19 protein-coding genes and 1 pseudogene are annotated in these 22,504 nt (G+C 71.9%); 8 read left to right on the plus strand and 12 right to left on the minus strand.

What is annotated here, in order from left to right; translation table 11 throughout:
• Window positions 1–19 precede the first annotated feature (19 nt).
• A complete protein-coding gene (locus IE255_RS21030) occupies window positions 20–820 on the minus strand; it encodes an alpha/beta fold hydrolase (protein ID WP_372487602.1) in 801 nt (266 codons plus the stop codon).
• Window positions 821–872: 52 nt separating this feature from the next.
• Entirely contained in the window at window positions 873–2,372 is a 1,500-nt protein-coding gene (locus IE255_RS21035; protein ID WP_190051904.1) for an SCO1417 family PLP biosynthesis transcription factor, read from the minus strand.
• A 64-nt stretch (window positions 2,373–2,436) separates the two neighbouring features.
• On the opposite strand from IE255_RS21035, the gene yczE reads away from it, so the two are divergent.
• From yczE to IE255_RS21055, 4 genes are all read left to right on the plus strand, one after another.
• Entirely contained in the window at window positions 2,437–3,126 is a 690-nt protein-coding gene (gene yczE / locus IE255_RS21040) for a membrane protein YczE (protein WP_190051905.1), read from the plus strand.
• Complete coding sequence (locus IE255_RS21045) at window positions 3,123–3,890, plus strand: glycerophosphodiester phosphodiesterase family protein (protein ID WP_190051906.1); 768 nt, start codon at window positions 3,123–3,125, stop codon at window positions 3,888–3,890. The genes yczE and IE255_RS21045 overlap by 4 nt, the downstream gene beginning before the upstream one ends.
• Before the next feature lie 50 nt (window positions 3,891–3,940).
• The gene (locus IE255_RS21050; RefSeq protein ID WP_190051907.1) at window positions 3,941–5,287 is read left to right on the plus strand and encodes an MFS transporter; all 1,347 of its coding nucleotides are present in this window, start codon (window positions 3,941–3,943) and stop codon (window positions 5,285–5,287) included.
• A 266-nt stretch (window positions 5,288–5,553) separates the two neighbouring features.
• Entirely contained in the window at window positions 5,554–5,928 is a 375-nt protein-coding gene (locus tag IE255_RS21055; protein WP_003977404.1) for an RNA polymerase-binding protein RbpA, read from the plus strand.
• Between the two features lie 114 nt (window positions 5,929–6,042).
• Here the strand turns inward: IE255_RS21055 and fxsA are convergent, their stop codons facing one another.
• The 4 genes from fxsA to IE255_RS21075 form a co-directional block, all read right to left on the minus strand.
• The gene (gene fxsA / locus IE255_RS21060; protein ID WP_190051908.1) at window positions 6,043–6,618 is read right to left on the minus strand and encodes an FxsA family membrane protein; all 576 of its coding nucleotides are present in this window, start codon (window positions 6,616–6,618) and stop codon (window positions 6,043–6,045) included.
• Window positions 6,619–6,698: 80 nt separating this feature from the next.
• Window positions 6,699–7,502, minus strand: a complete 804-nt coding sequence (locus IE255_RS21065; RefSeq protein WP_190051909.1) for a polyprenol monophosphomannose synthase — start codon at window positions 7,500–7,502, stop codon at window positions 6,699–6,701.
• A 534-nt stretch (window positions 7,503–8,036) separates the two neighbouring features.
• Entirely contained in the window at window positions 8,037–9,638 is a 1,602-nt protein-coding gene (locus IE255_RS21070) for an amidohydrolase (RefSeq protein WP_190051910.1), read from the minus strand.
• A 56-nt stretch (window positions 9,639–9,694) separates the two neighbouring features.
• The gene (locus tag IE255_RS21075) at window positions 9,695–10,135 is read right to left on the minus strand and encodes an Lrp/AsnC family transcriptional regulator (protein WP_030867874.1); all 441 of its coding nucleotides are present in this window, start codon (window positions 10,133–10,135) and stop codon (window positions 9,695–9,697) included.
• 269 nt (window positions 10,136–10,404) lie between these two features.
• On the opposite strand from IE255_RS21075, the gene IE255_RS21080 reads away from it, so the two are divergent.
• Entirely contained in the window at window positions 10,405–10,839 is a 435-nt protein-coding gene (locus tag IE255_RS21080; protein ID WP_190051911.1) for a hypothetical protein, read from the plus strand.
• A gap of 409 nt (window positions 10,840–11,248) precedes the next feature.
• Here IE255_RS21080 and IE255_RS21085 read toward each other — a convergent pair whose 3' ends face one another.
• Window positions 11,249–12,421: an acyl-CoA dehydrogenase family protein gene (locus IE255_RS21085; RefSeq protein WP_190051912.1), complete on the minus strand. Its 1,173-nt coding sequence runs from the start codon at window positions 12,419–12,421 to the stop codon at window positions 11,249–11,251.
• 331 nt (window positions 12,422–12,752) lie between these two features.
• Between IE255_RS21085 and IE255_RS21090 the strand changes: the two genes are divergently transcribed.
• Entirely contained in the window at window positions 12,753–14,015 is a 1,263-nt protein-coding gene (locus IE255_RS21090) for a glycoside hydrolase family 18 protein (protein WP_190051913.1), read from the plus strand.
• A 48-nt stretch (window positions 14,016–14,063) separates the two neighbouring features.
• Here IE255_RS21090 and IE255_RS21095 read toward each other — a convergent pair whose 3' ends face one another.
• From IE255_RS21095 to IE255_RS21105, 3 genes are all read right to left on the minus strand, one after another.
• Window positions 14,064–14,720, minus strand: coding sequence for a TetR/AcrR family transcriptional regulator (locus IE255_RS21095; protein WP_190051914.1), 657 nt, complete (start codon window positions 14,718–14,720; stop codon window positions 14,064–14,066).
• Window positions 14,721–14,795: 75 nt separating this feature from the next.
• Window positions 14,796–14,936, minus strand: a complete 141-nt coding sequence (locus IE255_RS21100; protein WP_190051915.1) for an SCO1431 family membrane protein — start codon at window positions 14,934–14,936, stop codon at window positions 14,796–14,798.
• A 91-nt stretch (window positions 14,937–15,027) separates the two neighbouring features.
• Window positions 15,028–16,419 carry a C39 family peptidase gene (locus tag IE255_RS21105; protein WP_190051916.1) on the minus strand — a complete coding sequence of 464 codons (1,392 nt, stop codon included), beginning with the start codon at window positions 16,417–16,419 and terminating at the stop codon, window positions 15,028–15,030.
• A 193-nt stretch (window positions 16,420–16,612) separates the two neighbouring features.
• Here IE255_RS21105 and IE255_RS21110 point away from each other — a divergent pair.
• Together IE255_RS21110 and IE255_RS21115 are read left to right on the plus strand one after the other, a co-directional pair.
• A pseudogene (locus IE255_RS21110) lies at window positions 16,613–17,270 on the plus strand (uridine kinase family protein).
• A 431-nt stretch (window positions 17,271–17,701) separates the two neighbouring features.
• Window positions 17,702–19,564, plus strand: a complete 1,863-nt coding sequence (locus IE255_RS21115) for an AAA family ATPase (RefSeq protein WP_190052257.1) — start codon at window positions 17,702–17,704, stop codon at window positions 19,562–19,564.
• Between the two features lie 335 nt (window positions 19,565–19,899).
• On the opposite strand, the gene IE255_RS21120 is transcribed toward IE255_RS21115, so the two are convergent.
• Together IE255_RS21120 and IE255_RS21125 are read right to left on the minus strand one after the other, a co-directional pair.
• On the minus strand, window positions 19,900–20,976 hold the full coding sequence (locus IE255_RS21120) for a hemolysin family protein (protein ID WP_190051918.1): 1,077 nt from the start codon (window positions 20,974–20,976) through the stop codon (window positions 19,900–19,902).
• The gene (locus IE255_RS21125; protein WP_190051919.1) at window positions 20,973–22,307 is read right to left on the minus strand and encodes a hemolysin family protein; all 1,335 of its coding nucleotides are present in this window, start codon (window positions 22,305–22,307) and stop codon (window positions 20,973–20,975) included. The genes IE255_RS21120 and IE255_RS21125 overlap by 4 nt, the downstream gene beginning before the upstream one ends.
• Window positions 22,308–22,504: the final 197 nt, after the last annotated feature.

Consider the following 22,504-nt stretch of genomic DNA (forward strand, 5'->3'; position numbering starts at 1 on the left):
TGAGCTTGCTCGCGTGCCGCTAGGGCCGGCCCGGGTCGGCGAGCGCCGCCGCGGTGGCGCGTACGAAGGCTTGCGGGTTGTCCAGCATGATGTTGTGCCCGCAGTCCGGGACCCGTACCACGGACACCCCGGCTTCGGTGAGTGCGTCGGTGCCCGGGAGCGGACCGTCGGCCTCGGGCAGCAGGTACGTGCGGGGGATCTTCAGCTCCAGCAGGAGTTCGCGCATGGTGGGAACGGTCCCGCGGACGAGATGGGTGGCGCTGCGGTGCAGGGCTTCCCGGCCGGCCAGGCGCATCGTCGACCACCAGTGAGGGCCGACCCGGTCGCGGACTTCTTCCCAGCCGCCCGCCAGGAACTCCTGCTCGGAGTAGGCGGTGATGCCGCTGCTGCCGCTGGAACCGGGTGCGTGCGGGATCGGGTCGAGGTTGAGGTCGACCAGGACCGGGCGGGAGACCAGGTGGGGGTGGCGGGAGGCCAGGACGATGGCCACAGAGCCGCCCATGCTGTGCGCGATCAGCTCGGCATCGCTGACGCCCGCGGACACCAGGGCCGCGGCGAGGGCATCGGCGTCTGATTCCAAGGTGTAGTCGAAACCGGTCGGCCGGTCGCTGATTCCGTGCCCGAGCAAGTCGATCAGCAGCGAACGGTGGCCGCGCAGCAGCGGGTGGACCGCAACCTCGGCGAAGTAGGCCGGCGACGTCGCCCCCAGACCGTGTACGTACACACGAGACGGCTCCTGGCCCGGCAGCTCCACCCAGCGGATCTGGTCACCGTCGGCCGTCACGGTGGTGGTACGCAGGGTCTGCTCCCCTGTGGTCAAGATCGGTGGTGGGACGAGAGTAACCACCCCGCCCCAGCCCAGCCGCCCAGCACTACGCCACGAACGTACGCGGCGACTCCGTACCGCCGACCCCACCGGATTCCACCAGCCCGGCCGCCGCGGCGAGTCGCACCGCCGCCTCCTCGGCCACCGCCCCACCCACGGTGAACGGCAACCGCACGTACCCCTCGAACGCCCCGTCGACCCCGAACCGAGGCCCGGACGGCACCCGCACCCCGACCCGCTCCCCCGCCTCCGCGATCCGCGACCCGGACAGCCCCCCGGTCCGCACCCACAGCGTCAGCCCGCCCTGCGGCACCTCGAACTCCCACCCGGGCAGCTCCCGCCGCACGGCGGCCACCAGCTCGTCCCGGTTCGACCGGGCCTGCTCCCGCCGCACCTCCACGGCCTGCTCCCAACCCCCCGTGCCGAACAGCCAGTTGACGGCCAGCTGCTCCAGCACCGGCGTACCGAGGTCGGCGTACGCCCGCGCGGCGACCAGGCTGCGGATCACGTCCGGTGCGGCCCGCACCCAGCCGATGCGCATCCCGGCCCAGAACGCCTTGCTGGCCGACCCGACCGTGATCACGGTCGAACCCGCCGGGTCGAACGCGCACACCGGCCGCGGCATCCGCACCTCCGGATCGAGCCACAGCTCGCTCATCGTCTCGTCGGCGATCAGCACGGTCCCCGCGGACCGCGCCGCGTCCACGAGCCGCCGCCGCTGGTCCTCGTCGGCGAGCGCCCCGGTCGGGTTGTGGAAGTCGGCGACGACGTACGCGATCCGCGGCGCGGCGTCCCGCAGGACCTGCCGCCAGCGGTCCATGTCCCACCCGGTGAGCCCCTCGGCCATCGCGACGGGCACGAGCCGGGCCCCGGCCTCCCGCATCAGCTGGAGGATGTTGGCGTACGAGGGCGACTCGACGGCGATGCGCTCGCCGCGCCCGCCGAAGAGATGGCAGATGGCGTCGATGGCGCCCATCGCCCCGGTCGTCACCATGATCTGCTCGGGCATGGTCGGGATCCCGCGCTCGGTGTAGCGCTCGGCGATCATCGACCGCAGCGCGGGCAGCCCGGCGGGATAGTCGCCGTGCGTGTGCGCGTACGGCGGCAGTTCCTCCAGCGCGCCCTGGACCGCCCGGGTCAGCCACGGCTCGGGGGCGGGAAGCGCCGCGCAGCCCAGGTCGATCATCGAGCCCAGGGCCTCGGGCGGCAGCGGTTCCAGGCCGCGCGCGGGCACCGGGGCCCCGGCGGGTACGGCGGTCCAACTGCCCGCGCCCCGCCGCGACTCCAGGAAACCCTCGCCCCGCAGCGCCTCGTAGGCGGCGGCGACCGTCGTACGGCTGACGGAGAGGGAGAGCGCGAGTTCCCGCTCGGCGGGCAGCCGGGCGGCCACCGGGACCCGCCCTTCCAGCACCAGCAGACGGATGCCGTCGGCGAGCGCCCGATAGGCGGGCGGGCGGCGCGTGCCGGGCCCCGCCGGGCGCTCCTGCTGGGACTTGAGGAGCCGGGCGAGCTGCGCCGCCCCCACGGCCGAGGTCCACTGCGCCATCTGAATCAGTCCACCTTCCTCGGATTGGCCCTGGATGGCTTCTCCATCCAAGCCACAGGGTGTCATGCATCAGTCCACTACCACCACAGGGGGGCACATCATGTCCACGCGGGGGCGTCTCGCCCGGCGACTCACCCAGCTCTACGTCGGTCTCGCGCTGTACGGCGCGAGTTCGGCGCTGCTCGTGCGGTCGGGGCTCGGCCTGGAGCCGTGGAACGTACTGCACCAGGGCCTCGCCGAGCGGACGGGGCTGTCGATCGGCGTGGTGCTGACCATCGTCGGCGCGGCGGTGCTGCTCGCGTGGATCCCGCTGCGCCAGCGGCCGGGTCTGGGCACGATCTCGAACGTGCTGGTCATCGGCATGGCGATGGACGCGACGCTGGCGCTGGTGCCCGACGCCCAGGGCTGGGTGCTCCGGGTGACCCTGATGGTGGCGGGGATCGTCCTGAACGGCGCGGCGACCGGCCTGTACATCGCGGCGCGCTTCGGCCCGGGCCCGCGTGACGGCCTGATGACCGGGCTGCACCAGCTCACGGGCGTCTCGATCCGGCTGGTGCGCACGGGCATCGAGCTGACGGTCGTGGCGACCGGCTTCGCCCTGGGCGGCACCGTCGGGGTCGGCACCCTGCTGTACGCGGTGGCGATCGGCCCGCTCGCGCAGCTGTTCCTGCGTGTGTTCGCCGTCCCCCCGGCATTCGGCGGCAGCACGGTCGTTGCCACCGGTCAACCAGAACGAGCGATACTGCGTCCGTGACCCCGCGGATACGGCACCCCTACCTCGACCATCCCGGCCCGATCGCCTTCGCCCACCGGGGCGGGGCCGCGGCCGGCCTGGAGAACACGGTGCGGCAGTTCCGGTGCGCCGTCGAGGCGGGCTACCGGTACATCGAGACCGACGTCCACACCACCCGGGACGGCAAGCTGGTCGCCTTCCACGACGCGACCCTGGACCGGGTGACGGACGGCGCGGGCCGGATCGCCGACCTGCCGTGGCAGGAGGTACGGCAGGCACGCGTGGCGGGCGAGGAGCCCCTGCCCCTCTTCGAGGAACTCCTGGAGACCTTCCCCGACGTGCGCTGGAACGTCGACGTCAAGGCGGAGGCCGCCCTGCTGCCGTTCCTGGACCTGGTCGGGCGCACGAACTCCTGGGACCGGATCTGCCTCGGCTCGTTCTCCGAGGCACGGGTGGTGCGCGCCCAGCGGCTGGCCGGTCCGCGCCTGGCCACGTCGTACGGCACCCGCGGCGTGCTCAACCTGCGGCTGCGCTCCTGGGGCCTGCCGGCCGCGGTGCGCAGCTCGGCGGTCGCCGCCCAGGTCCCCGAGATCCAGTCCGGCATCCAGGTCGTGGACCACCGCTTCGTCCGCACCGCCCACGCGCGCGGCCTCCAGGTGCATGTGTGGACCGTAAACGACCCCGAGAGCATGCACCGGCTTCTCGACCTCGGCGTGGATGGCATCATGACCGATCACATCGACACGTTGCGCAAGGTCATGGAGGACCGCGGCGTCTGGGTCTGAGACCCCGGGCCCGGCGCCTTCGCGCGTTGCACGGGGAAGCGAGGGCACGGGTGGGCACCGACACCGTGCGGACACCGGCGGACGACGGGGCCGCCGAGCTCAGACGCGAGCAGCGGGGCTGGTACTTCTACGACTGGGCGTGCTCCGTCTACTCGACGAGCGTGCTCACCGTCTTCCTCGGCCCCTATCTGACGTCGGTCGCCGAGTCGGCGGCCGATGCCGGCGGGTACGTCCACCCGCTCGGGATCCCGGTGCGCGCCGGGTCCTTCTTCGCGTACTCGGTGTCCGTGTCGGTGATCGTGGCCGTGCTGGTGATGCCGCTGGTGGGCGCCGCCGCCGACCGCACCGGCCGCAAGAAGCCCCTGCTGGCGGCGGCCGCCTACGTCGGTGCCACGGCCACGACGGCCATGTTCTTCCTGGACGGCGACCGCTATCTGCTCGGCGGGCTGCTCCTGATCGTCGCGAACGCCGCGCAGTCGGTGGCGATGATGCTCTACAACTCCTACCTGCCGCAGATCGCCCCTCCGGAGCAACGGGACGCGGTGTCCTCCCGGGGCTGGGCCTTCGGGTACGCGGCGGGCTCGCTGGTCCTCGTCGCCAACCTGGTCCTCTACACCGGGCACGACAGCTTCGGCGTCTCCGAGAGCACGGCGGTCCGTATCTGCCTGGCGTCGGCCGGCCTGTGGTGGGGCGCCTTCGCCCTGATCCCGCTGAGCAGGCTGCGCGATCGCAGGGCCACCGCCCGGGAGGCGGCCGTCCCGGGCTTCCGGCAGCTCGCCGCGACCGTACGCGACATGCGCCGCCACCCGCTGACGCTGGGCTTCCTGCTCGCCTACCTCGTCTACAACGACGGCATCCAGACCGTGATCTCCCAGGCCTCGGTCTACGGCTCCGAGGAACTGGGCCTGGGGCAGTCCACCCTCATCGGCGCCGTGCTGCTGGTGCAGGTGCTGGCGGTGGCGGGCGCGCTGACGATGGGCCGGCTGGCCCGGGCGTACGGGGCCAAGCGCACGATCCTCGGCTCGCTGGTCGCGTGGACGGCGACGCTGGCGGCCGGGTACTTCCTGCCCGCCGGGGCACCGGTCTGGTTCTTCGTCCTGGCCGCCGGCATCGGCCTGGTCCTCGGCGGCAGCCAGGCGCTGTCCCGCTCCCTGTTCTCCCATCTGGTCCCGCCCGGCAAGGAGGCCGAATACTTCTCCGCTTACGAGATGAGCGACCGCGGGATGAGCTGGCTCGGGCCGCTGCTGTTCGGGATCACCTACCAGGTCACGGGGAGCTACCGGGACGCGATCATCTCGCTGGTGGCCTTCTTCGTCCTCGGATTCGCCCTGCTCGCCCGGGTTCCGGTACGGCGTGCGATTGCGGAGGCCGGGAATCCCGTTCCTGACAGGATTTAGCACTCGGCGCGAAAGAGCTGTAGTGTACGCGTTTGGCCTGCCAGGCGTACCGTTACTGCGCGTCAAAGATGCCGAAACGCTGGGTCACATCTGCTAGCAGATGTGACAAACCGGGCGCTGGTGGGTACAACAAGGGCGGCTACGACGGCGACGCATGACCCGGAACGGGACCCGGAACGGGAATCTTTATTGCCGACCGGACGTTGACCGGATGACGACGACAGCGACACCTGTCCTGTGGGCGACAAGCCCGGGAGGCACGATTCATGAGTGAGCGAGCTCTTCGCGGCACGCGCCTCGTGGTGACCAGCTACGAGACGGACCGCGGCATCGACCTGGCCCCGCGCCAGGCCGTGGAGTACGCATGCGAGAAGGGGCACCGCTTCGAGATGCCCTTCTCGGTCGAGGCGGAGATCCCGCCGGAGTGGGAGTGCAAGGTCTGCGGGGCCCAGGCACTCCTGGTGGACGGCGACGGCCCGGAAGAGAAGAAGGCCAAGCCCGCGCGTACGCATTGGGACATGCTGATGGAGCGGCGCACCCGCGAGGAACTCGAAGAGGTCCTCGAGGAGCGTCTGGCGGTTCTGCGCTCCGGAGCGATGAACATCGCTGTTCATCCCCGGGACAGCCGCAAGTCGGCATAGTCCCTCCGGGGCCTGGCCGGAATAACAGCGCGTCAGTGACCGCGGGCGCCGTACGTGAGTACGGCGCCCGCGGTTTTCTGCATGTCCCGGTTTCTCAGTGGGTCAGCGGCCTGCTCAGTGGGTCAGCGGCGGACGCGGCCCCTGCGGGGCGTCCCCCGGCTCGTCCCTGACGACCTCGCCCTGGACGACCTTGCCGTCGGGGCGCTGCATCCGGGCCTGCTGGAAGGCACCGCCGAGGGTGCCGGGGTCGGCTTCGCGGAGCTTGCGCTCGAAGGTGCGCTCGGCGGAGCGGCTCACGGCCTTCTGGACCGGGGGGAGCAGCAGGAGCAGCCCCACCGCGTCCGACACCAGGCCGGGGATCATCAGCAGCAGACCGCCCAGCATCATCAGGCCGTTGCCCTCGCTGTTCGGCCGGGCCGCCGCGGGCATCACACCGCTCTGCTGCTGTTGCAGCGCCTCGGAGAGCTTGCGGAAGGCGCGCCGGCCGGCCCGCTTGATGACGATCGAGCCGAGCACGAAGCCCGCGAGCAGGACGAGGAACACCACCAGCCCGTTCGACGCGCCCGCGACCACCGTGAGCAGCCAGATCTCCAGCACGAGCCACGCGGCGATGCCCAGCGGCAGGAACGTGCGCAGCCGGGAGCGCCGGGGCCGGGCGGGGTACCTGGGGGTCTGAGCTCCAGTCGTCATGCTTCCAGTGTGCCTGGCCCCGGCTCATCACGGGATAAGGCCACGATCAGGCGTTCCTGTGAGCCCCGGCCCGGAACCGGCTAGGACTTCGACGGCTTGCCGCCGCGCCCTGTGACCTTGGAGACCCGCTCCCCCACGCCCCACGCCGTGACCCGCCACAGTGCCTCGACGAGGATGTCGCGGCTCATCTTGGAGTCGCCGAGTTCGCGCTCGACGAAGGTGATGGGCACCTCGACGACGTGGTAGCCGGCCTTGACCGCGCGGCGGGCGAGGTCGACCTGGAAGCAGTAGCCCTGCGAGGCGACCTCGTCGAGGCCGAGGCCCTCCAGGGTCTCGCGGCGGAAGGCACGGTAGCCGCCGGTGATGTCGCGCAGCGGCAGGTCGAGCGCCAGCCGGGAGTAGAGGCTGCCGCCCCGGGAGATCACCTCGCGGGACTTGGGCCAGTTCACCACCCGGCCCCCCGGCACCCAGCGCGAGCCGAGCACCAGGTCGGCGCTCTTGAGGGCGGTGAGCAGACGGGGCAGTTCCTCGGGCTGGTGGGAGCCGTCGGCGTCCATCTCGACCAGCACGCCGTAGTCGCGCTCCAGGCCCCAGCGGAAGCCCGCGAGGTAGGCGGCGCCCAGGCCCTCCTTGCCCTTGCGGTGCAGCACGTGGACGTGGTCGTCCTCGACGGCGAGCTCGTCGGCCAGCTTGCCCGTGCCGTCCGGGCTGTTGTCGTCGGCCACGAGCACGTGCGCCTCGGGGACGGCCTTGCGTACCCGGCCGACGATGCTCTTGATGTTCTCCGCCTCGTTGTAGGTCGGGATGATCACCAAGGCCGTGCCGAGCGGGCCGAACTTCCTCCCCTGGGCTCCTGCCGCGAGGGTTCCGTCGCCGTCGTTCACTGCTGCCCCTTCATGTCCATACGCAGAGGTCCACCATAGTGGGCCCGGCCTGCGATGACGTGACAGGACGTTCGAATGGTGGTGTCGAATCGGCAAGACGCGGGTAAGAGCGCGCCCCCGGGTGCGAGCGTACGGCGGATGGGGGCCCGGCGCCCTTCGGGCCGACCTGGGACCCGCTGGCTGCGGATCGGCCGAAAGCCGTTGTCTACTGAGCGCCCGGGCCCCACCCGGGTCACACCTCCCCGACCGGCCGGAACGTTCCCTCGGCGCTGCGCCGGCCTGAGCCTGGCTCCCAGTGGCGGTGCTCCGGTGCGGCACACCGTCCCTGACCCGGCGGCGCTGCGGCGAGTGCGCGGACGGTCCCCGGTCGGGCGTCCGGTGGTGGACTCGGCCGAACCTACCGGCCCCCCGCGCCCGCCTGTCAACAGCCGTTTGACCTGCGCATCTCGCGGCAAAGCCCTGGTCAGGGCGGAGGATGCGCAGGTCGCGCGCCGGGGGCTCGGCGCACGATCGCATGCGCGCCACCCCCGTAGATCACTCGCCCGGCCCTACGAAGACCGTGCGTCCGCCCACCACGGTGCGCAGGCAAACGGGCAGGTCACGGCCCGGGGTCAGGTCGGGCAGGCCCGGGGTGCCCGAGCGGGGGTCCGTCGACCAGCGGGCGACCCGGTCGTCCGGCGCCTGGACGACGAGTTCGCCGGTGCGCCACACGGCGTAGTCGGCGGGGGCGCCCGGGACCAGGACGCCCGCGTCGTCGCGTCCGACGGCCCGCCAGCCGCCGCGCGTGTGCGCCGTGAACGCGGCGCGTACGGAGACGCGGTGCTCCGGCGTGCGGTGGAAGGCGGCGGCCCGGACGGTGCCCCACGGGTCGAGCGGGGTGACCGGGCTGTCGGAGCCGAACGCGAGCGGCACACCGGCCCGCAGCAGGGCCGCGAAGGGGTTCAGAGCACGAGCCCGCGCCGTCCCGAGCCGCTGCGCGTACATGCCGTCCGCACCCCCCCACAGGGCGTCGAAGGCGGGCTGGACGGAAGCGGTGAGGCCGAGTTCGGCGAAGGCGGCGACGCTCTCCGGCGTGAGCATCTCGGCGTGTTCGACGCGGTGCCGGGCGGCCCGGATCCGGGCGAGACCCAGCTTCTCGGCGGCGGCGCGCACGCCCTCCACCACGGTGTCGACGGCCGCGTCGCCGATGGCGTGGAAGCCGGCCTGGAGACCCGCCTCGGTGCAGGCGACCACGTGCGCGGCGACCGCGGCGGCGTCCAGGTACGCCCTGCCGGTGTGCCCGGCGTCGGCGTACGGCTGGTGCAGGCAGGCCGTGTGCGAGCCGAGGGCGCCGTCGACGAACAGGTCGCCCGCGGCGCCGAGCGCGCCCAGCTCCCGCGCCTTGGCGACGTCCTGCTCGGCCCAGTAGCCGACGACGCGTGGGCCGGGCTCCTCGGCGGCGAGGCGCAGCAGGCCCGTGAAGTCGTCCTCGGAGGAGATCTCCGGGCCGGCGCACTCGTGGACCGTGCCGATGCCGAGCGAGACGGCGTGCGCCAGGGCGGCGCGCTGGGCGTCGGTGCGCTGCTGGGGCGTGACGGCGGCGAACGCGGCGGCGCGCACGGCGTGATGGGCGTCGGCGGTGAGGGGCCCGTCCTCCCGGGTGACCCCCGGGACCAGGTCGAGCAGGGCGGTCGTGACGACCGCCGAGTGGACGTCGATCCGGCTGAGGTAGAGGGGCCGGTGACCGGTGGCCTCGTCGAGTTCGGCCCGCGTCGGGGGTCGGCCGCCGGGCCAGCGGGCGGCGTCCCACCCGTGCCCGAGCAGCACGCGGTCGTCGGGGCGGGCGGCGGCGAAGTCCCGTACGAGGGCGAGGGCGGCTTCGAGGGACGGGGCGTTCGACAGGTCGAGCCCGGTCAGGGCGAGACCCGTGGCGGTCGTATGCACATGCGCATCGGTGAACGCCGGCGTGACCAGTGCTCCGTCGAGGTCGACCACCTCGTCCACACCGTCGGCAAAGGCGTCAGCGGCCCCTTCCGATCCCACCCAGGCGACCTGCCCCCGCTCCACGACCATCGCGGTGGCGAACGGATCAGCGGGGCTGTGGACCTCCCCGCGACGGAGAAGAACGGTCTGGGGCGGCGTACGGGACTCACTCATGGAGCACAGTTTCACAGGCCCCGCTTCCACGCCCCGCGAAGGGGTGGAACCACCGGTCAGATCCTGGGCGGCCGCGCCTCATACGGCGTGGACAACACCACGGTCGTCCGCGTGGACACCCCCGCCAACGACCGCACCCGCGCCAGCAACTCCTCCAGCTCGTGCGGCGTGGAGACCCGCACCTTGAGGATGTAGTTCTCGTCCCCCGCCACGCTGTGGCACGCCTCGATCTCCGGCACACCGGCCAGCCGGTCCGCGATGTCGTCCGGCGCACTGGGATCGAACGGCTTCACCGAGATGAACGCCGTCATGGGCAGCCCCACCGCCTCGGGATCGACGACCGCGGCGTAACCGCGGATGACACCCCGCTGTTCCAGCCGCCGCACCCGCTGGTGCACGGCCGAGGTGGACAAGCCCGTGGCCTTGCCCAGGTCGGTGTAGCTCATCCGCCCGTCCTTGACGAGCAGCTGCACGATCTGTCGGTCCAGCTCCTCCATGGCGCAAGAACCTACAGTGCGGTTGATCTCCTCGGATACCTGAAGGGCGCAGGTCATGCCCGGTTCGTGATGTGGCCGGAAGACGACTGTCAGCCTTGCGGGGGACAAATCCGCCGCAGTGGGCACCTGCGTGCGGCATGTGACGAACGCCACAGCGCTCGAACAGTCTCCGTAATGTTCTCGTGATTACCGCCCAGAGGGGACGGGAAGTGCTTGCTGTGGTCGAGGCCGCAGTGCCTGATACGGCCCAGCCCGAGGGGGAGAACCCAATGCAGAGTCTTAAGCGCCCTGGTCGCACCGCACCCAAGCGGCAGCAGCTCATCGTCGAGCCCGAGCCGGAGGGCGTCGAACCCGACACCTTCGACGACGAACTCGACGCCTACGACACGTTCGAGATGTTCCGGGTCGTCTGCCCGGACTGCGCGCAGCCCATCGCCCTGCTGGCGGACGAGGAGGTGCTGCCGGAGCACGCGCTGTGCGCCTCGCCGTGGAACCCGTTCGGCCTCACGGTCTGTGCCGGAACCGGGCGCCGGGCCTCGGACGCCCGCCCCGCGGACGAGTCCGTGGATCCTCAGGAGCAGGACACCGCCCTGCTGTTGACGCTCCCTCAGGGGCTCGACTGGCGGACCCAGCCCTTCTCGCACGTCGGCGGCCCGGGCTCACGCCCCATCAGGGTCCCGGTCATGCGCCGCCACGCGGCCTGAGCGCGGGCCTTCCTCGCCCGCTCGCTCCACCCCAGTAGCTGCCCTGCACCACGGCTCGCAGACCGCCGTGGTGCGGTTCAGTGTGCCCGGGGCCGCGGCAGTGCACCGATCCCGGCCGCTCGAACAACCGGCATCCCTGAACGCACGCCCGATTCCACCTGCGGGTGACCTGTCCGGCCTCTTCCGCGTTGCCCTGGTATGACCCCCATCTCCTCAGCGACCGGGCGTCAGCGCCTCCTGTTCGTCCCGCCGCCCGCAGAATCGGTTCGGCCGGCTCCGCCGCGCTATCAGGACCCGCCGATCTACCGCGACTTGATGCGAACCTGGGCGGAGGGCGGCCGCACCCTGCCGGGTCGGCACGACCCGGAGTGGATGCGGCTCGCGGCTCCCTGGCGGGGCCTCGACCAGTTCAGCGTCCCTCGGGACCCACGAGATGGCGGGCGATGACCATCCGCTGGATCTGGTTGGTGCCCTCCACGATCTGCAGCACCTTGGCCTCGCGCATGTAGCGCTCGGCCGGGAAGTCGGCGGTGTAGCCGTAGCCGCCGAGGATCTGCACGGCGTCGGTGGTGACCCGCATCGCCGTGTCGGTGCAGTGCAGCTTGGCCATGGCGGCCTGCCGGGCGAACGGCCGGCCCGCGTCCCGCAGTCGGGCCGCCGCGAGGTAGAGCGCACGGCCCGCCTCGATCTGCGTCGCCATGTCCGCCAGCATGAAGCGGAGCCCCTGGAAGTCGGCGATCGGCTTGCCGAACTGCCGCCTCTGCGTCGCGTACGCCAGCGCCTCGTCGAGCGCCGCCTGTGCCACGCCGATCGCGCACGCCGCGATGCCGAGCCGCCCCGAGTCGAGGGACGACAGGGCGATCGCGAAGCCCTGCCCCTCCTCGCCGATGCGCCGGCCGTCGGAGACCCGTACGCCGTCGAAGTGGACCTGGGAGGTGGGCGAGCCCTTCATGCCCATCTTCTTCTCGGGCGGCGCGGCGCTCAGCCCCGGCGCGTCGCCGGGCACCAGGAACGCGGTGATGCCGCGCGGGCCCTCCTCGCCGGTGCGCGCCATGACCGTGTAGAAGTCGGCGATCCCGCCGTGCGTGATCCAGGCCTTGGTGCCGGTGATCACCCAGTCGTCGCCGTCCCGCACGGCCTTGGTGCGCAGGGCGGCCGCGTCCGATCCGGAGTGCGGCTCGGAGAGGCAGTAGGCGCCGAGGAGGCCGCCGCCGAGCATCGCGGGCAGGTGCTCGACCTGCTGCTCCTTGCTGCCGTAGGCGGCGGGGGCGTAGGAGGCCAGGGAGTGGACGCTGACGCCGAGGCCGACGGTGAGGCGGGCCGCGGCGAGTTCCTCCAGGACCTGGAGGTAGACCTCGTAGGGCTGGTCGCCGCCGCCGTACTCGGAGTCGTAGGGCAGGCCGAGCAGGCCGGAGCGCGAGAGCAGGGTGAAGAGTTCGCGGGGGAAACGGCCGGCGTCCTCCTCCTCGGCCGCCTTCGGGGTGATCTCCTGCTGCGCGATGTCGCGGACGAGTGAGATCAGGTCCCGGGCCTCCTCCGTGGGCAGTTGTCGGTCCACCGGCTGCGGGGCGCGGTCGGGCATGGCGACGCTCTCCTCCCTGTCGGGCACTGGCGGACGGGCCCGTGGGTGGGGGCGGCGCCGCCGGGTCGTTCTGGTGCCTGGCCGATGCTTGCAGTCCCGGGTCGCGGAAGCTGCTGACCAGCGGCTGTGCGCTGTGAGTATGCCCGATCGGAGGCATCCCGTCACCAGTTAACGACCGCTCACTTCAAGAATGGCACGAGCGCCTCCGGAGCGGGGAAATTGGTCCGCACCATTGACCTAACTGGTCTAGTCCTCCTACTGTTTCGCTCCACCGATTCACCGCGTTCATGCCAATCGGCGCGCGTTCCCTCTCCCCACAAGGAGACACCGGATGCACACCCCCCACCGCTCCCGCTTCCGGGCCGTCGTGTCCGCGGCCTGCTGCGCCGTCCTCGGCGCCGGTCTGCTGGCCGGCGCGGGCACCTCCGCCACCGCGGCGACCTCGGCTCAGGAGGCCGCCGCGAACGTGAAGGCCGCTCCGCAGGCCAAGGCCGGCTCCAAGGTCATCGGGTACTTCACCGAATGGGGCACCTACGACCGCAAGTACCACGTCAAGAACATCGAGACGTCCGGATCGGGGGCCAGGCTCACCCACATCAACTACGCCTTCGGCAACGTCACCGGCGGCAAGTGCGCCATGGGCGACGCCTACGCCGCCACCGACCGCGCCTACACCGCCGCCGAGTCCGTCGACGGCAAGGCCGACACCTGGGACCAGCCGCTGCGCGGCAACTTCAACCAGCTGCGCAAGCTGAAGCAGAAGCACCCGAACCTCAAGGTCCTGTGGTCCTTCGGCGGCTGGACCTGGTCGGGCGGCTTCGGCGAGGCCGCGAAGAACCCGGCCGCCTTCGCCCAGTCCTGCTACGACCTCGTCGAGAACTCCAAGTGGGCCGACGTCTTCGACGGCATCGACATCGACTGGGAGTACCCCAACGCCTGCGGCGCCACCTGCGACACCAGCGGCAAGGCGGCCTTCCGGAACCTGATGCAGGCACTGCGCGCCAAGTTCGGCTCGAAGAACCTCGTCACCGCGGCGATCACCGCCGACGCCACCCCGGGCGGCAAGATCGACGCGGCGGACTACGCGGGCGCCGCCCCCTACGTCGACTGGTACCTCCCGATGACGTACGACTTCTTCGGCGCCTGGGACGCCACCGGCCCGACGGCCCCGCACTCGCCGCTGACCTCGTACTCCGGCATACCGAAGGCGGACAACCACAGCTCGGCGACCATCGCGAAGCTCAAGGGCCTCGGCATCCCCGCCTCGAAGCTGCTGCTCGGCATCGGCTTCTACGGCCGCGGCTGGACCGGCGTCACCCAGGCGGCCCCGGGCGGCACTGCGACCGGCCCGGCGGCGGGCACGTACGAGCAGGGCATCGACGACTACAAGGTGCTCAAGGCCAAATGCCCGGCGACGGGGACGGTGGCCGGCACGGCGTACGCCAAGTGCGGCGGCGACTGGTGGAGTTACGACACCCCGGCGACCATCGCGACCAAGACGAACTACAAGAACCAGCAGGGTCTGGGCGGGACGTTCTTCTGGGAGCTGAGCGGCGACACGACCAACGGCGAGCTGATCAAGGCCATCAAGTAGGGCCCGGAGCGAGGGGCGGAGGTCCGCGGCGGACCCTCTGCCCCTTTCTCACGCGCCCCGGCGCGCCGGCTGCGGGGCCGGGTAAGCGGGGTCCAGCTCCTCGATCGCGCGCAGGGCGCCGCCGAGCGTCTTCACCAGCAGCTCGCACATGGTCGCGCGGGGCAGTTCGGGCCGGTCGATCCATTCCAGGGTGGCGCCCTCGACGCTGCACACCCAGGACAGCAGGCCCATGCGCGCCAGCGGGGTGACGTCGGCGCGGCCGTACGCCCCCTCGGCGATGGTCGTGACCACGGCCTCGCGCACCCCGTCCCGGATGGCGTGCACCTCGGTGTCGAAGCCGACACCGCCACTGACGATCGTGCGGTACGCGGCCTGGTTGTGCTCGGCGTAGCGCAGGTAGCTGTCGATGGTGCGCTGGACACGGTCGAACGGGGGCAGTTCGAGACCGCTCGCCGCCAAGGTGATCAGGTCGGTGACCGAGTCCTGGATGATGGCCAGGTAGTAGCCGCGCTTGGACTGGAAGTAGTAGTAGATCAGCCCCTTGGCGACGTGCGCCTGCCGGGCGATGTCGTCCATCGAGAGGGCGTCGTAGGACGTGTCGGCGAACAACCTCCGCCCGATGGCGATGAGTTCGGCACGGCGCGCCATCGAGCGCTCGGTGCCGCGGGCTCTGGGGCGCGCGGCAGGCTGGGGGCTGATATTCAATTTCGACCCTGGTCTCACGGGCGGGGGCGGGACATCCGCAGTATGGCAGGCCCCAGGGACGGGTCGTGGGTCAGGTCACAGCAGCCCGAGCTGCGTCACGAGCATCGCGACGACCACGACCAGGACCCAGCCCATGACGTGCTCGACGATCTTCGGGCCGTCTTCCTGAGGGCCGCCGGTACGGACGCGGCCGGCGGTGGCGGAGTGCGCTGTCATGACTTCTCGCTCGTTCGGTGGTGCGGACGGACTTTCCCCGAGGTTTCGTCCACCTTGCCACCCGGAGCGGCATTTGCGGCCGAGAGCTTGGTCACACGCGCACGCCGACGGCCGCCAGTGCCTTGCTCTGGGCCGCGGTCGGGCGCGCCGGGAAGTACAGGTAGCAGACGCCGCCCGTGCCGGAGACGACCTTGCCGGAGGCGTTGTACCGCTTGGTCCGCAGCCAGATGTTCTCGTATTCGCGCCGCCGGTAGACGCGCCGCACGGCCTCGTTGCTCACCGCGTAGGGGTCGTTGGCGATCACGTCGCCGTCGGCGGTGAAGCCGATGACGGTCATCAGGTGCCCGGCGGTGCCGTACCCGGCGCCGGTCAGCTCCTCCTTCAGGAAGGACTGGGACGTGATGGCCGGGATACCGGCCGCGATCAGCGTCTCCAGGTCGGTGAGCGAGCCGAGCCGGGTGACCACGCCCCGGAGGTCCTCGAAGGTGGCCGCGTAGGCGGCGTTGAACGGCCAGTTGCCGCAGCCCGCGTACTGGTGGTCGTAGGTGAACCGGGCCGCGTGGCACACCTGCGGATCGGCGTACGAGGGATCCACCCAGGACAGCTGCTCGGGGGTGAGCCGGCCGCCCCAGTACTCGATGATCATCTGAGAGGAGGTGGGGCTGCACCAGGCCTCGCCGCCGTTGTCGTACTCGGGGTACTGGCCCTTGTGGATCTCCTGCGAGTACCGCGGGACGACCAGTTCCCTGGCGAGGCGGGGCTCGGAGGCCGGGACGGTGAAGCGGTCGGGTACGTCGGAGCCCATCACGCCGAGCCGCCACACGGTGGGCGTGGCCTTGGCGCCCGGCCTGCGGTACAGGGTCAGGCGCAGTCGGCAGGAGGCCAGGCGCAGGCCTGTCGACGGGTCGTCGAGGGCCAGGGTGTCCGTCCAGACGGTGCTCTTGCCGTCGCTCTGGCCGTCGACCGAGGTGCGCCGGATGTCCTGGTCGCCGGCCGCCCAGCGGCCCATCACGTACCAGGGGGTGCGGGTGCCGTCGGTGTAGGTGCCCTCGATCTCGGCCTGGAGCCAGGTGCCGGGCGGGGTGTGCGCGTTCCAGGAGACGATCGCCTCCGTGGCGGGGACGGCGAGCCGGTGCGCGGGGGACGTCCAGGTGCCGTACTCCCAGGGGGCGGTGGTGCCGGTGTGCGGGTCCGTGTAGTCGGTGGTGCCCGCGGGCGTCGCGATCACCACGCCCGGGCGGGCGCCCGCGACGGGCCGGGTGCCCTTGGCCGTGCCACTGCACCAGTCGCCGTACGAGGTCCAGGCCCGGTTGTCGACGGTGCGGGCCGGGACCGCCCGGGCGGGGTCTGCGGTGTCGGTCGTCATGTCGGTCGTCATGGGGACCTCGGGGTCGGCGGCCGCCGGACCCGCGCTCGCCGTGACGGCGGCGGCGACCGCGGCGGTCAGGACGGTTCTGCGGGACGGCTGTTCGGCTCTGCGCATGGCGGGACCCCCGGAGGTCGGAGTCGGGCAGGGGCGGGGCAGGTCCGTGGCACGGTCGGTCGCACACGCGTGTGCGCACATATGAGCACAGCCCGCCGGGTACTGCCAGCACCTCGGCATGCGCCACGCCCACCAATATTGGCATCGACCAGTGGCAGGAGCCGGGCGGGCCGTCGTTAGAGTGCTGCGCGAGATGAATCCGTCCTTCCGCCCCGCACCGGGGCCGGCCGTGCGCGACCTGGCCTCCCGGATCCGCCGCCTCTCCCCTTCCTGCGGCCCGGTCCGGCTCGTCGGCGTCGACGGGCACGCCGGCTCCGGAAAGACCACGTTCGCCGAGCAGTTGGCCGCGGCCCTGGGCGGCGCGCCGGTGCTGCGCCTCGACGACATCGCCAGCCACGAGGAACTGTTCGACTGGACCGGACGCCTCCTGGACCAGGTCGTCGAACCGCTCGCCCACGGCCGAACCGCGCACTACTCCCCCTACGACTGGCGGGCCCGCCGCTTCGGCCCGCCGCGTCCTCTCCCACCCGCCCCGGTCGTCCTCATGGAGGGCGTCGGCGCCGGACGCCGGGCGCTCCGCCCCCACCTGGCCCTGCTGCTGTGGATGGAGCTGCCGTGCGAGGAGGCCTGGACGCGGGGACGCTCACGGGACGGGGAGGAGCAGCGGGAGTTCTGGGACGGATGGGTCCCGGCGGAACGCCGGCATTTCGCCGACGATCCCTCCCGGCCGTTCGCCGACCTCCTGGTGCGACAGCGAGAGAAGGGGTACGAGGTGGCTCCCGGGCCTGCCGGGACCACTTGGACCGGACCAGTCCCTCACTCAGGGTGACGAGCCGCCCGCAGTGTGCTGAACTTGTGAAGGGCCTTGCGGGACAAGTCGCCGGAGTGCTTCAACTCGGCTTGACCGGGGGGCCGTACAGGACTTACGTTCTCAATGTGCGGCCATTCGGAGCCGCCCACTGACGCGAAGCCCCCGGTTGTTCCCCCGTGATCGGGGGCTTCGTTCTGTCCTCCTCCGGTTTTCCGGACGCCGCGCGGCGTAAGACGCTCACCCTCGGTCACCATTCAGCGCGCGCCGCATCCGCTCCCACCTCGCCGAACAGCCCGTGACGCCCCCTACGGGCGCGCCGCCCCCGCAGGTACGATGCCCTCGTTGCGACCTACGGACGGTTGCTTCGCGCACTGTGCAACTCCGGTCCGTGGCACAGCGGTTCGAAAGGGCAGCCGGCTGGGGGGACGGCTCGTTGGCATACCGACGGGGGCACGGTTCGTGGGGGACGTGATGGACTTCGGCACGCAGGGCCCGCAGGCCCCGGCCGACCTCGCCTGGCTGCGAGGCGTGGATGCCTACACCATGGGCGCCTATACGCAGGCGGAGGAGGAGTTCCGCACCGCCGTCCGCATCGACCCCGGGATGGCCGACGGCTGGCTCGGACTGCACGCACTGCGCGTCGACACGACGACCGCCCTGCTGCGGATGTTCCGCCACCGGGACCGCTTCGGGGAGCAGCGCACGCGCTACCGCCGCACCCTCAACTCCTGGTACTGGCTGGGCTGGTGGGTGCAGCCCGTGCTGGAGAGCCCCCGGGACCTGCTGCTCGCCCACGCCTCCCACTGGCTGGACGGCCGCCACGTCCCCGAGCTGGACCGGGCCCTCGCCGGGCTGCCGCCGGTGGACACCGACCACCAGGTCCGCTTCCTGCACGCCTGCCGCGCCTACCTGGTCAAGGACTGGGAGCAACTGGTCCGCCACACCGACCCGCTGCTCGACGACCCGATGCTCGGCATCGAGGCGGGCCTGTTCGGCGGCATGGCCCGGGTCCGCCTGGAGATGTACGGCCAGGCCGAACCGCTGCTGTCCGCCGCGCTGATGCGCTGCCGCAGCGAGCAGCCCCAGCGCAAGGAGCTGCGCTACTGGCTGGCCCGGGCGCACGAGGGCACCGGCCGCAGCGCCGCCGCGCTCCCCCTCTACCGGGCCGTGCACCGCGTCGACCCGGCGTTCATGGACACCGCGGCCCGTCTCGCCGCGATCGCCGAGGGCGACGGGTACGACGACTCCACGGACCTGGCGGCGATCACGCTCACCGGTGCCGGGCAGGACGCCGTGGACGGGCCGGACGGGTTCGATCCGCTCTTCGGCGTCGAGGGCCGCGACCTGAGACTGCCCGAGCCCGAGCCGCCGATCTCCGCTCCGCTGCCTCCGGTGGCCGACCCGGCGGTCCGCGAGAAGGCCGGCCCGTCGCCGTCCCTGCCCGCCGGGCCCACCGACCCCGCGTTACTCGAGGAGGCACTCGCCGAGCTGGAGCGCATGGTGGGTCTTGAGCCGGTGAAACGCCAGGTCAAGGCGTTGTCCGCGCAGCTGAACATGGCCCGGCTGCGGGCCGGGCAGGGCCTTCCGGTCCAGCCGCCGAAACGCCACTTCGTCTTCTCCGGCCCCTCCGGCACCGGCAAGACCACCGTCGCCCGCATCCTCGGCCGCGTCTTCTACGCCCTCGGCCTGCTCGGCGGCGACCATCTCGTGGAGGCGCAGCGGGCCGACCTGGTCGGCGAGTACCTCGGGCAGACGGCCGTGAAGGCGAACGAGCTGATCGACTCGGCGCTCGGTGGCGTGCTCTTCGTCGACGAGGCGTACTCGCTGTCCAACTCGGGCTACGGCAAGGGCGACGCGTACGGCGACGAAGCGCTCCAGGTGCTGCTGAAGCGGGCGGAGGACAACCGCGACCATCTCGTGGTGATCCTGGCCGGCTACCCGGAGGGCATGGACCGCCTGCTCGCCGCGAACCCCGGGCTGTCCTCCCGCTTCACCACCCGCGTCGACTTCCCCTCCTACCGTCCCCTCGAACTCACCGAGATCGGCAAGGTGCTCGCGGCGGAGAACGGGGACCTGTGGGACGAGGAGGCCCTCGACGAGCTGCGGTCGATCGCCGGGCACGTGGTGGACCAGGGGTGGATCGACGAGCTGGGCAACGGGCGGTTCCTGCGGACGCTGTACGAGAAGAGCTGCGCGTACCGGGACCTGCGGTTGTCCGTGTATCCCGGGGAGCTTGGGAGGGAGGATCTGGCGACGTTGCGGTTGCCGGATCTGATGCAGGCGTATGGGGAGGTGCTGTCCGGGCGGGGACCGCAGGATCCGCCCGGACTGTGAGGAACTGGCGTAGGTGCTGAGGCCGGGTGGAACCGCAGCCCGGCGGAGCGGGGTGCCGCTGCGCCCACCCGTGCCGCCCCTAGGGCCTGTCGTTTGGATCACGCCGCAGACGCGGGGTCTGGCACGCACATCTGCCGCGTTGTCGTCGGTCCCCGACGCTCCGCGTCGACTCCCTCCTCCGCCTTGCAGCTGCACGCTCCCCCAAGCTCTCGGCTGCGCTCGAGCAGGGAGGTACCCCCATGACCCCGCTCACCGGCACTGAACAGCACCGTCACTTCCCGGCGACCTGATCCAAACGACAGGCCCTAGCGGCACGCATGCCCGCAGCTAAGCCGCTACGTCGCCAGTACCTCCTCGCCCGACCTCGGCTCGGTCAGTCTCACCTCGCGCACCTCCCGGTGTGCGGGATCCCGGACCTCCCCCACCAGCAGCTCCAGCACATCCTCCAGCGCGACCAGCCCGAGCACCTTCCCGGACGCGTCGGCCACCTGTGCCAGATGCGTCGCCGCCCGCCGCATCACCGTCAGCGCGTCGTCCAGCGGCAGCTCCGACCGCAGGGTCGTCATGGGCCGCCACAGCTGCTGCGGCACGGCCCGGTCCGAGTGCTCCAGGTCCAGGACGTCCTTCACATGCAGGTAGCCCATGAACGCGCCGTTGTCCGCCGCGACCGGGAACCGGGAGTAGCCGGTGCGGGCCGTGAGCTCGACGATGCGCCCGGGGGTGACCGACGGGCTGACCGTCACCAGCGACTCGCGTTTCAGCAGGACGTCCGTCACCGGGCGGGAGCCCAGCTCCAGGGCGTCCTCCAGGCGTTCGGCCTCCTCGGGGTCGAGCAGGCCCGCCTGGCCGGCGTCCTCCACCAGCCGGTTGAGCTGCTCGCTGGTGAAGACGGCCTCGACCTCGTCCTTGGGCTCGACGTGGAAGAGCCGCAGGATGCCCTGGGAGCAGGCGCCGAGGGCAGCGGTGATCGGCTTGCAGAAGCGGGCGAACCAGACCAGCCCGGGGCTGAGCCACAGCGCGGCCTTCTCGGGGGCCGCCATCGCCAGGTTCTTCGGGACCATCTCGCCGATGACGAGGTGGAAGAAGACCACGGCGGCGAGAGCGATGACGTAGGTGAGCGGGTGGATCATGCCGTCCGGCAGGTGGATCCGCTCGAAGACCGGCTCCAGCAGATGGGCGACGGTCGGCTCGGCGACCGCGCCGAGGGTCAGGGAGCAGACCGTGATGCCGAACTGGGCCGCCGCCATCATCTGCGGCAGCCGCTCCAGGCCGTAGAGGACCTGCCGGGCCCGGGCGGTGCCGAGGGGTTCGATCTGGCTGCGGCGTACGGAGACGAGCGCGAACTCGGCGCCGACGAAGAAGCCGTTGGCGAGCACGAGCAGCGCGGCGAAGAGGAGTTGGAGCACGCTCATCGGACGGCCTCCACGAGGGAGACCACCGGGGCCGTCCGCACCAGCCGGACGCGCTCGGCGCGGTAGTGGCCGACCTGGCGCACGGACAGCCGCCAGCCGGGCAGCTCCGCCTTGTCGCCGACGGCCGGGATACGGCCCAGCAGGTCGGCGACCAGCCCGGCGACCGTCTCGTACGGTCCCTCGGGCACGTCGAGGCCTATCCGCTGGAGGATGTCGACCCGGCAGCTGCCGTCGACGTCCCAGGCGGGCCTGCCGTCCTCCGGCGGCGCGGTGGCCAGCTCGGGCAGGTCGTGCCCGTCGTGCTCGTCGCGGACCTCGCCGACGAGCTCCTCGACGATGTCCTCCAGGGTGACGACACCGGCCGTGCCGCCGTACTCGTCGACGACGACCGCGATGGGCTGCTCGCTGCGCAGGCGGGCGAGCAGCGGCCGCACAGGCAGGGTCTCGGGGACGAGCAGCGCCGGGCGGGCGATGCGGCCGACGGGGGTGCGCAGCCGGTCCCGCACGGGCACGGCCAGGGCGTCCTTGAGGTGGACCATGCCGACGACCTCGTCGATCCGCTCCCGGTAGACGGGGAAGCGGGACAGGCCGGTGGCGCGGGTCAGGTTGACGACGTCCTCGGCGGTGGCGGAGGACTGCAGGGCGCTGACCTTCACGCGCGGCGTCATCACGTGCTGCGCGGTCAGCTCGCCCAGGGACAGGGTGCGGACGAAGAGGTCGGCCGTGTCCTGTTCCAGGGCACCGGCCCGCGCCGAGTGGCGGGCCAGCGAGACGAGCTCGCCGGGGGTGCGCGCGGAGGCCAGCTCCTCGGCGGGTTCGAAGCCCAGGGCGCGCACGAGCCGGTTCGCGACGGCGTTGAGACCGGCGATGACCGGGCGGAACAGCCGGGCGAAGGCATGCTGCGGGCCCGCGACGAAGCGCGCGACCTGGAGCGGCCTGGACACCGCCCAGTTCTTGGGCAGGAGCTCGCCGATCACCATCTGCACGGCGGAGGCCAGCAGCATGCCGACGACGACCGTGACCCCGGAGACGGCTCCCTCGGGGACGCCGATCGAGGTGAACGGGCCGTGCAGCAGCTCGGCGAGCGCCGGTTCGGCGAGCATGCCGACGACGAGCGAGGTGATGGTGATGCCGAGCTGGGTGCCGGAGAGCTGGAAGGACAGCTCCTTGAGCGACTCGACGACGCGCTGGGCGCGTCGGTCGCCCTCGGCGGCGGCCCGTTCCGCGTCCGGCCGCTCGACCGTCACGAGCCCGAACTCGGCCGCCACGAAGAATCCGTTGGCGAGAATCAGCAGGAACGCGGCTGCCAGGAGCAGCAGGGGGATGGTCATGATGCCGCCGCCTCCGCACGGTCGCGGACACGGTCCGCGCTATGTCGGCAGGGGGCGGCGCAGGTACTGCAGGACGATCCGTCCATCGCCGGAGAGGGTCACTCCTCGATTTAGCAGGAAGCCTCTGCGCACCGGGCGGGGCACAGCGGCGGAGGCGCGTCGGTCGCGCCTCCGCCAACAGATTAATCAAGACACGG

This window comes from Streptomyces lomondensis (genome assembly GCF_014651035.1).
GTDB lineage: Bacteria > Actinomycetota > Actinomycetes > Streptomycetales > Streptomycetaceae > Streptomyces > Streptomyces lomondensis.

What these genes read in the sequence shown, in the direction of transcription:
- IE255_RS21035 (WP_190051904.1), bottom strand. Translation starts at nt 2,372, where the DNA reads ATGGCGCAGTGGACCTCGGCCGTGGGGGCGGCGCAGCTCGCCCGGCTC.
- yczE (WP_190051905.1), top strand. Translation starts at nt 2,437, where the DNA reads ATGCATCAGTCCACTACCACCACAGGGGGGCACATCATGTCCACGCGG.
- IE255_RS21055 (WP_003977404.1), top strand. Translation starts at nt 5,554, where the DNA reads ATGAGTGAGCGAGCTCTTCGCGGCACGCGCCTCGTGGTGACCAGCTAC.
- fxsA (WP_190051908.1), bottom strand. Translation starts at nt 6,618, where the DNA reads ATGACGACTGGAGCTCAGACCCCCAGGTACCCCGCCCGGCCCCGGCGC.
- IE255_RS21070 (WP_190051910.1), bottom strand. Translation starts at nt 9,638, where the DNA reads ATGAGTGAGTCCCGTACGCCGCCCCAGACCGTTCTTCTCCGTCGCGGG.
- IE255_RS21075 (WP_030867874.1), bottom strand. Translation starts at nt 10,135, where the DNA reads ATGGAGGAGCTGGACCGACAGATCGTGCAGCTGCTCGTCAAGGACGGG.
- IE255_RS21080 (WP_190051911.1), top strand. Translation starts at nt 10,405, where the DNA reads ATGCAGAGTCTTAAGCGCCCTGGTCGCACCGCACCCAAGCGGCAGCAG.
- IE255_RS21085 (WP_190051912.1), bottom strand. Translation starts at nt 12,421, where the DNA reads ATGCCCGACCGCGCCCCGCAGCCGGTGGACCGACAACTGCCCACGGAG.
- IE255_RS21090 (WP_190051913.1), top strand. Translation starts at nt 12,753, where the DNA reads ATGCACACCCCCCACCGCTCCCGCTTCCGGGCCGTCGTGTCCGCGGCC.
- IE255_RS21100 (WP_190051915.1), bottom strand. Translation starts at nt 14,936, where the DNA reads ATGACAGCGCACTCCGCCACCGCCGGCCGCGTCCGTACCGGCGGCCCT.
- IE255_RS21105 (WP_190051916.1), bottom strand. Translation starts at nt 16,419, where the DNA reads ATGCGCAGAGCCGAACAGCCGTCCCGCAGAACCGTCCTGACCGCCGCG.
- IE255_RS21115 (WP_190052257.1), top strand. Translation starts at nt 17,702, where the DNA reads ATGGACTTCGGCACGCAGGGCCCGCAGGCCCCGGCCGACCTCGCCTGG.
- IE255_RS21120 (WP_190051918.1), bottom strand. Translation starts at nt 20,976, where the DNA reads ATGAGCGTGCTCCAACTCCTCTTCGCCGCGCTGCTCGTGCTCGCCAAC.
- IE255_RS21125 (WP_190051919.1), bottom strand. Translation starts at nt 22,307, where the DNA reads ATGACCATCCCCCTGCTGCTCCTGGCAGCCGCGTTCCTGCTGATTCTC.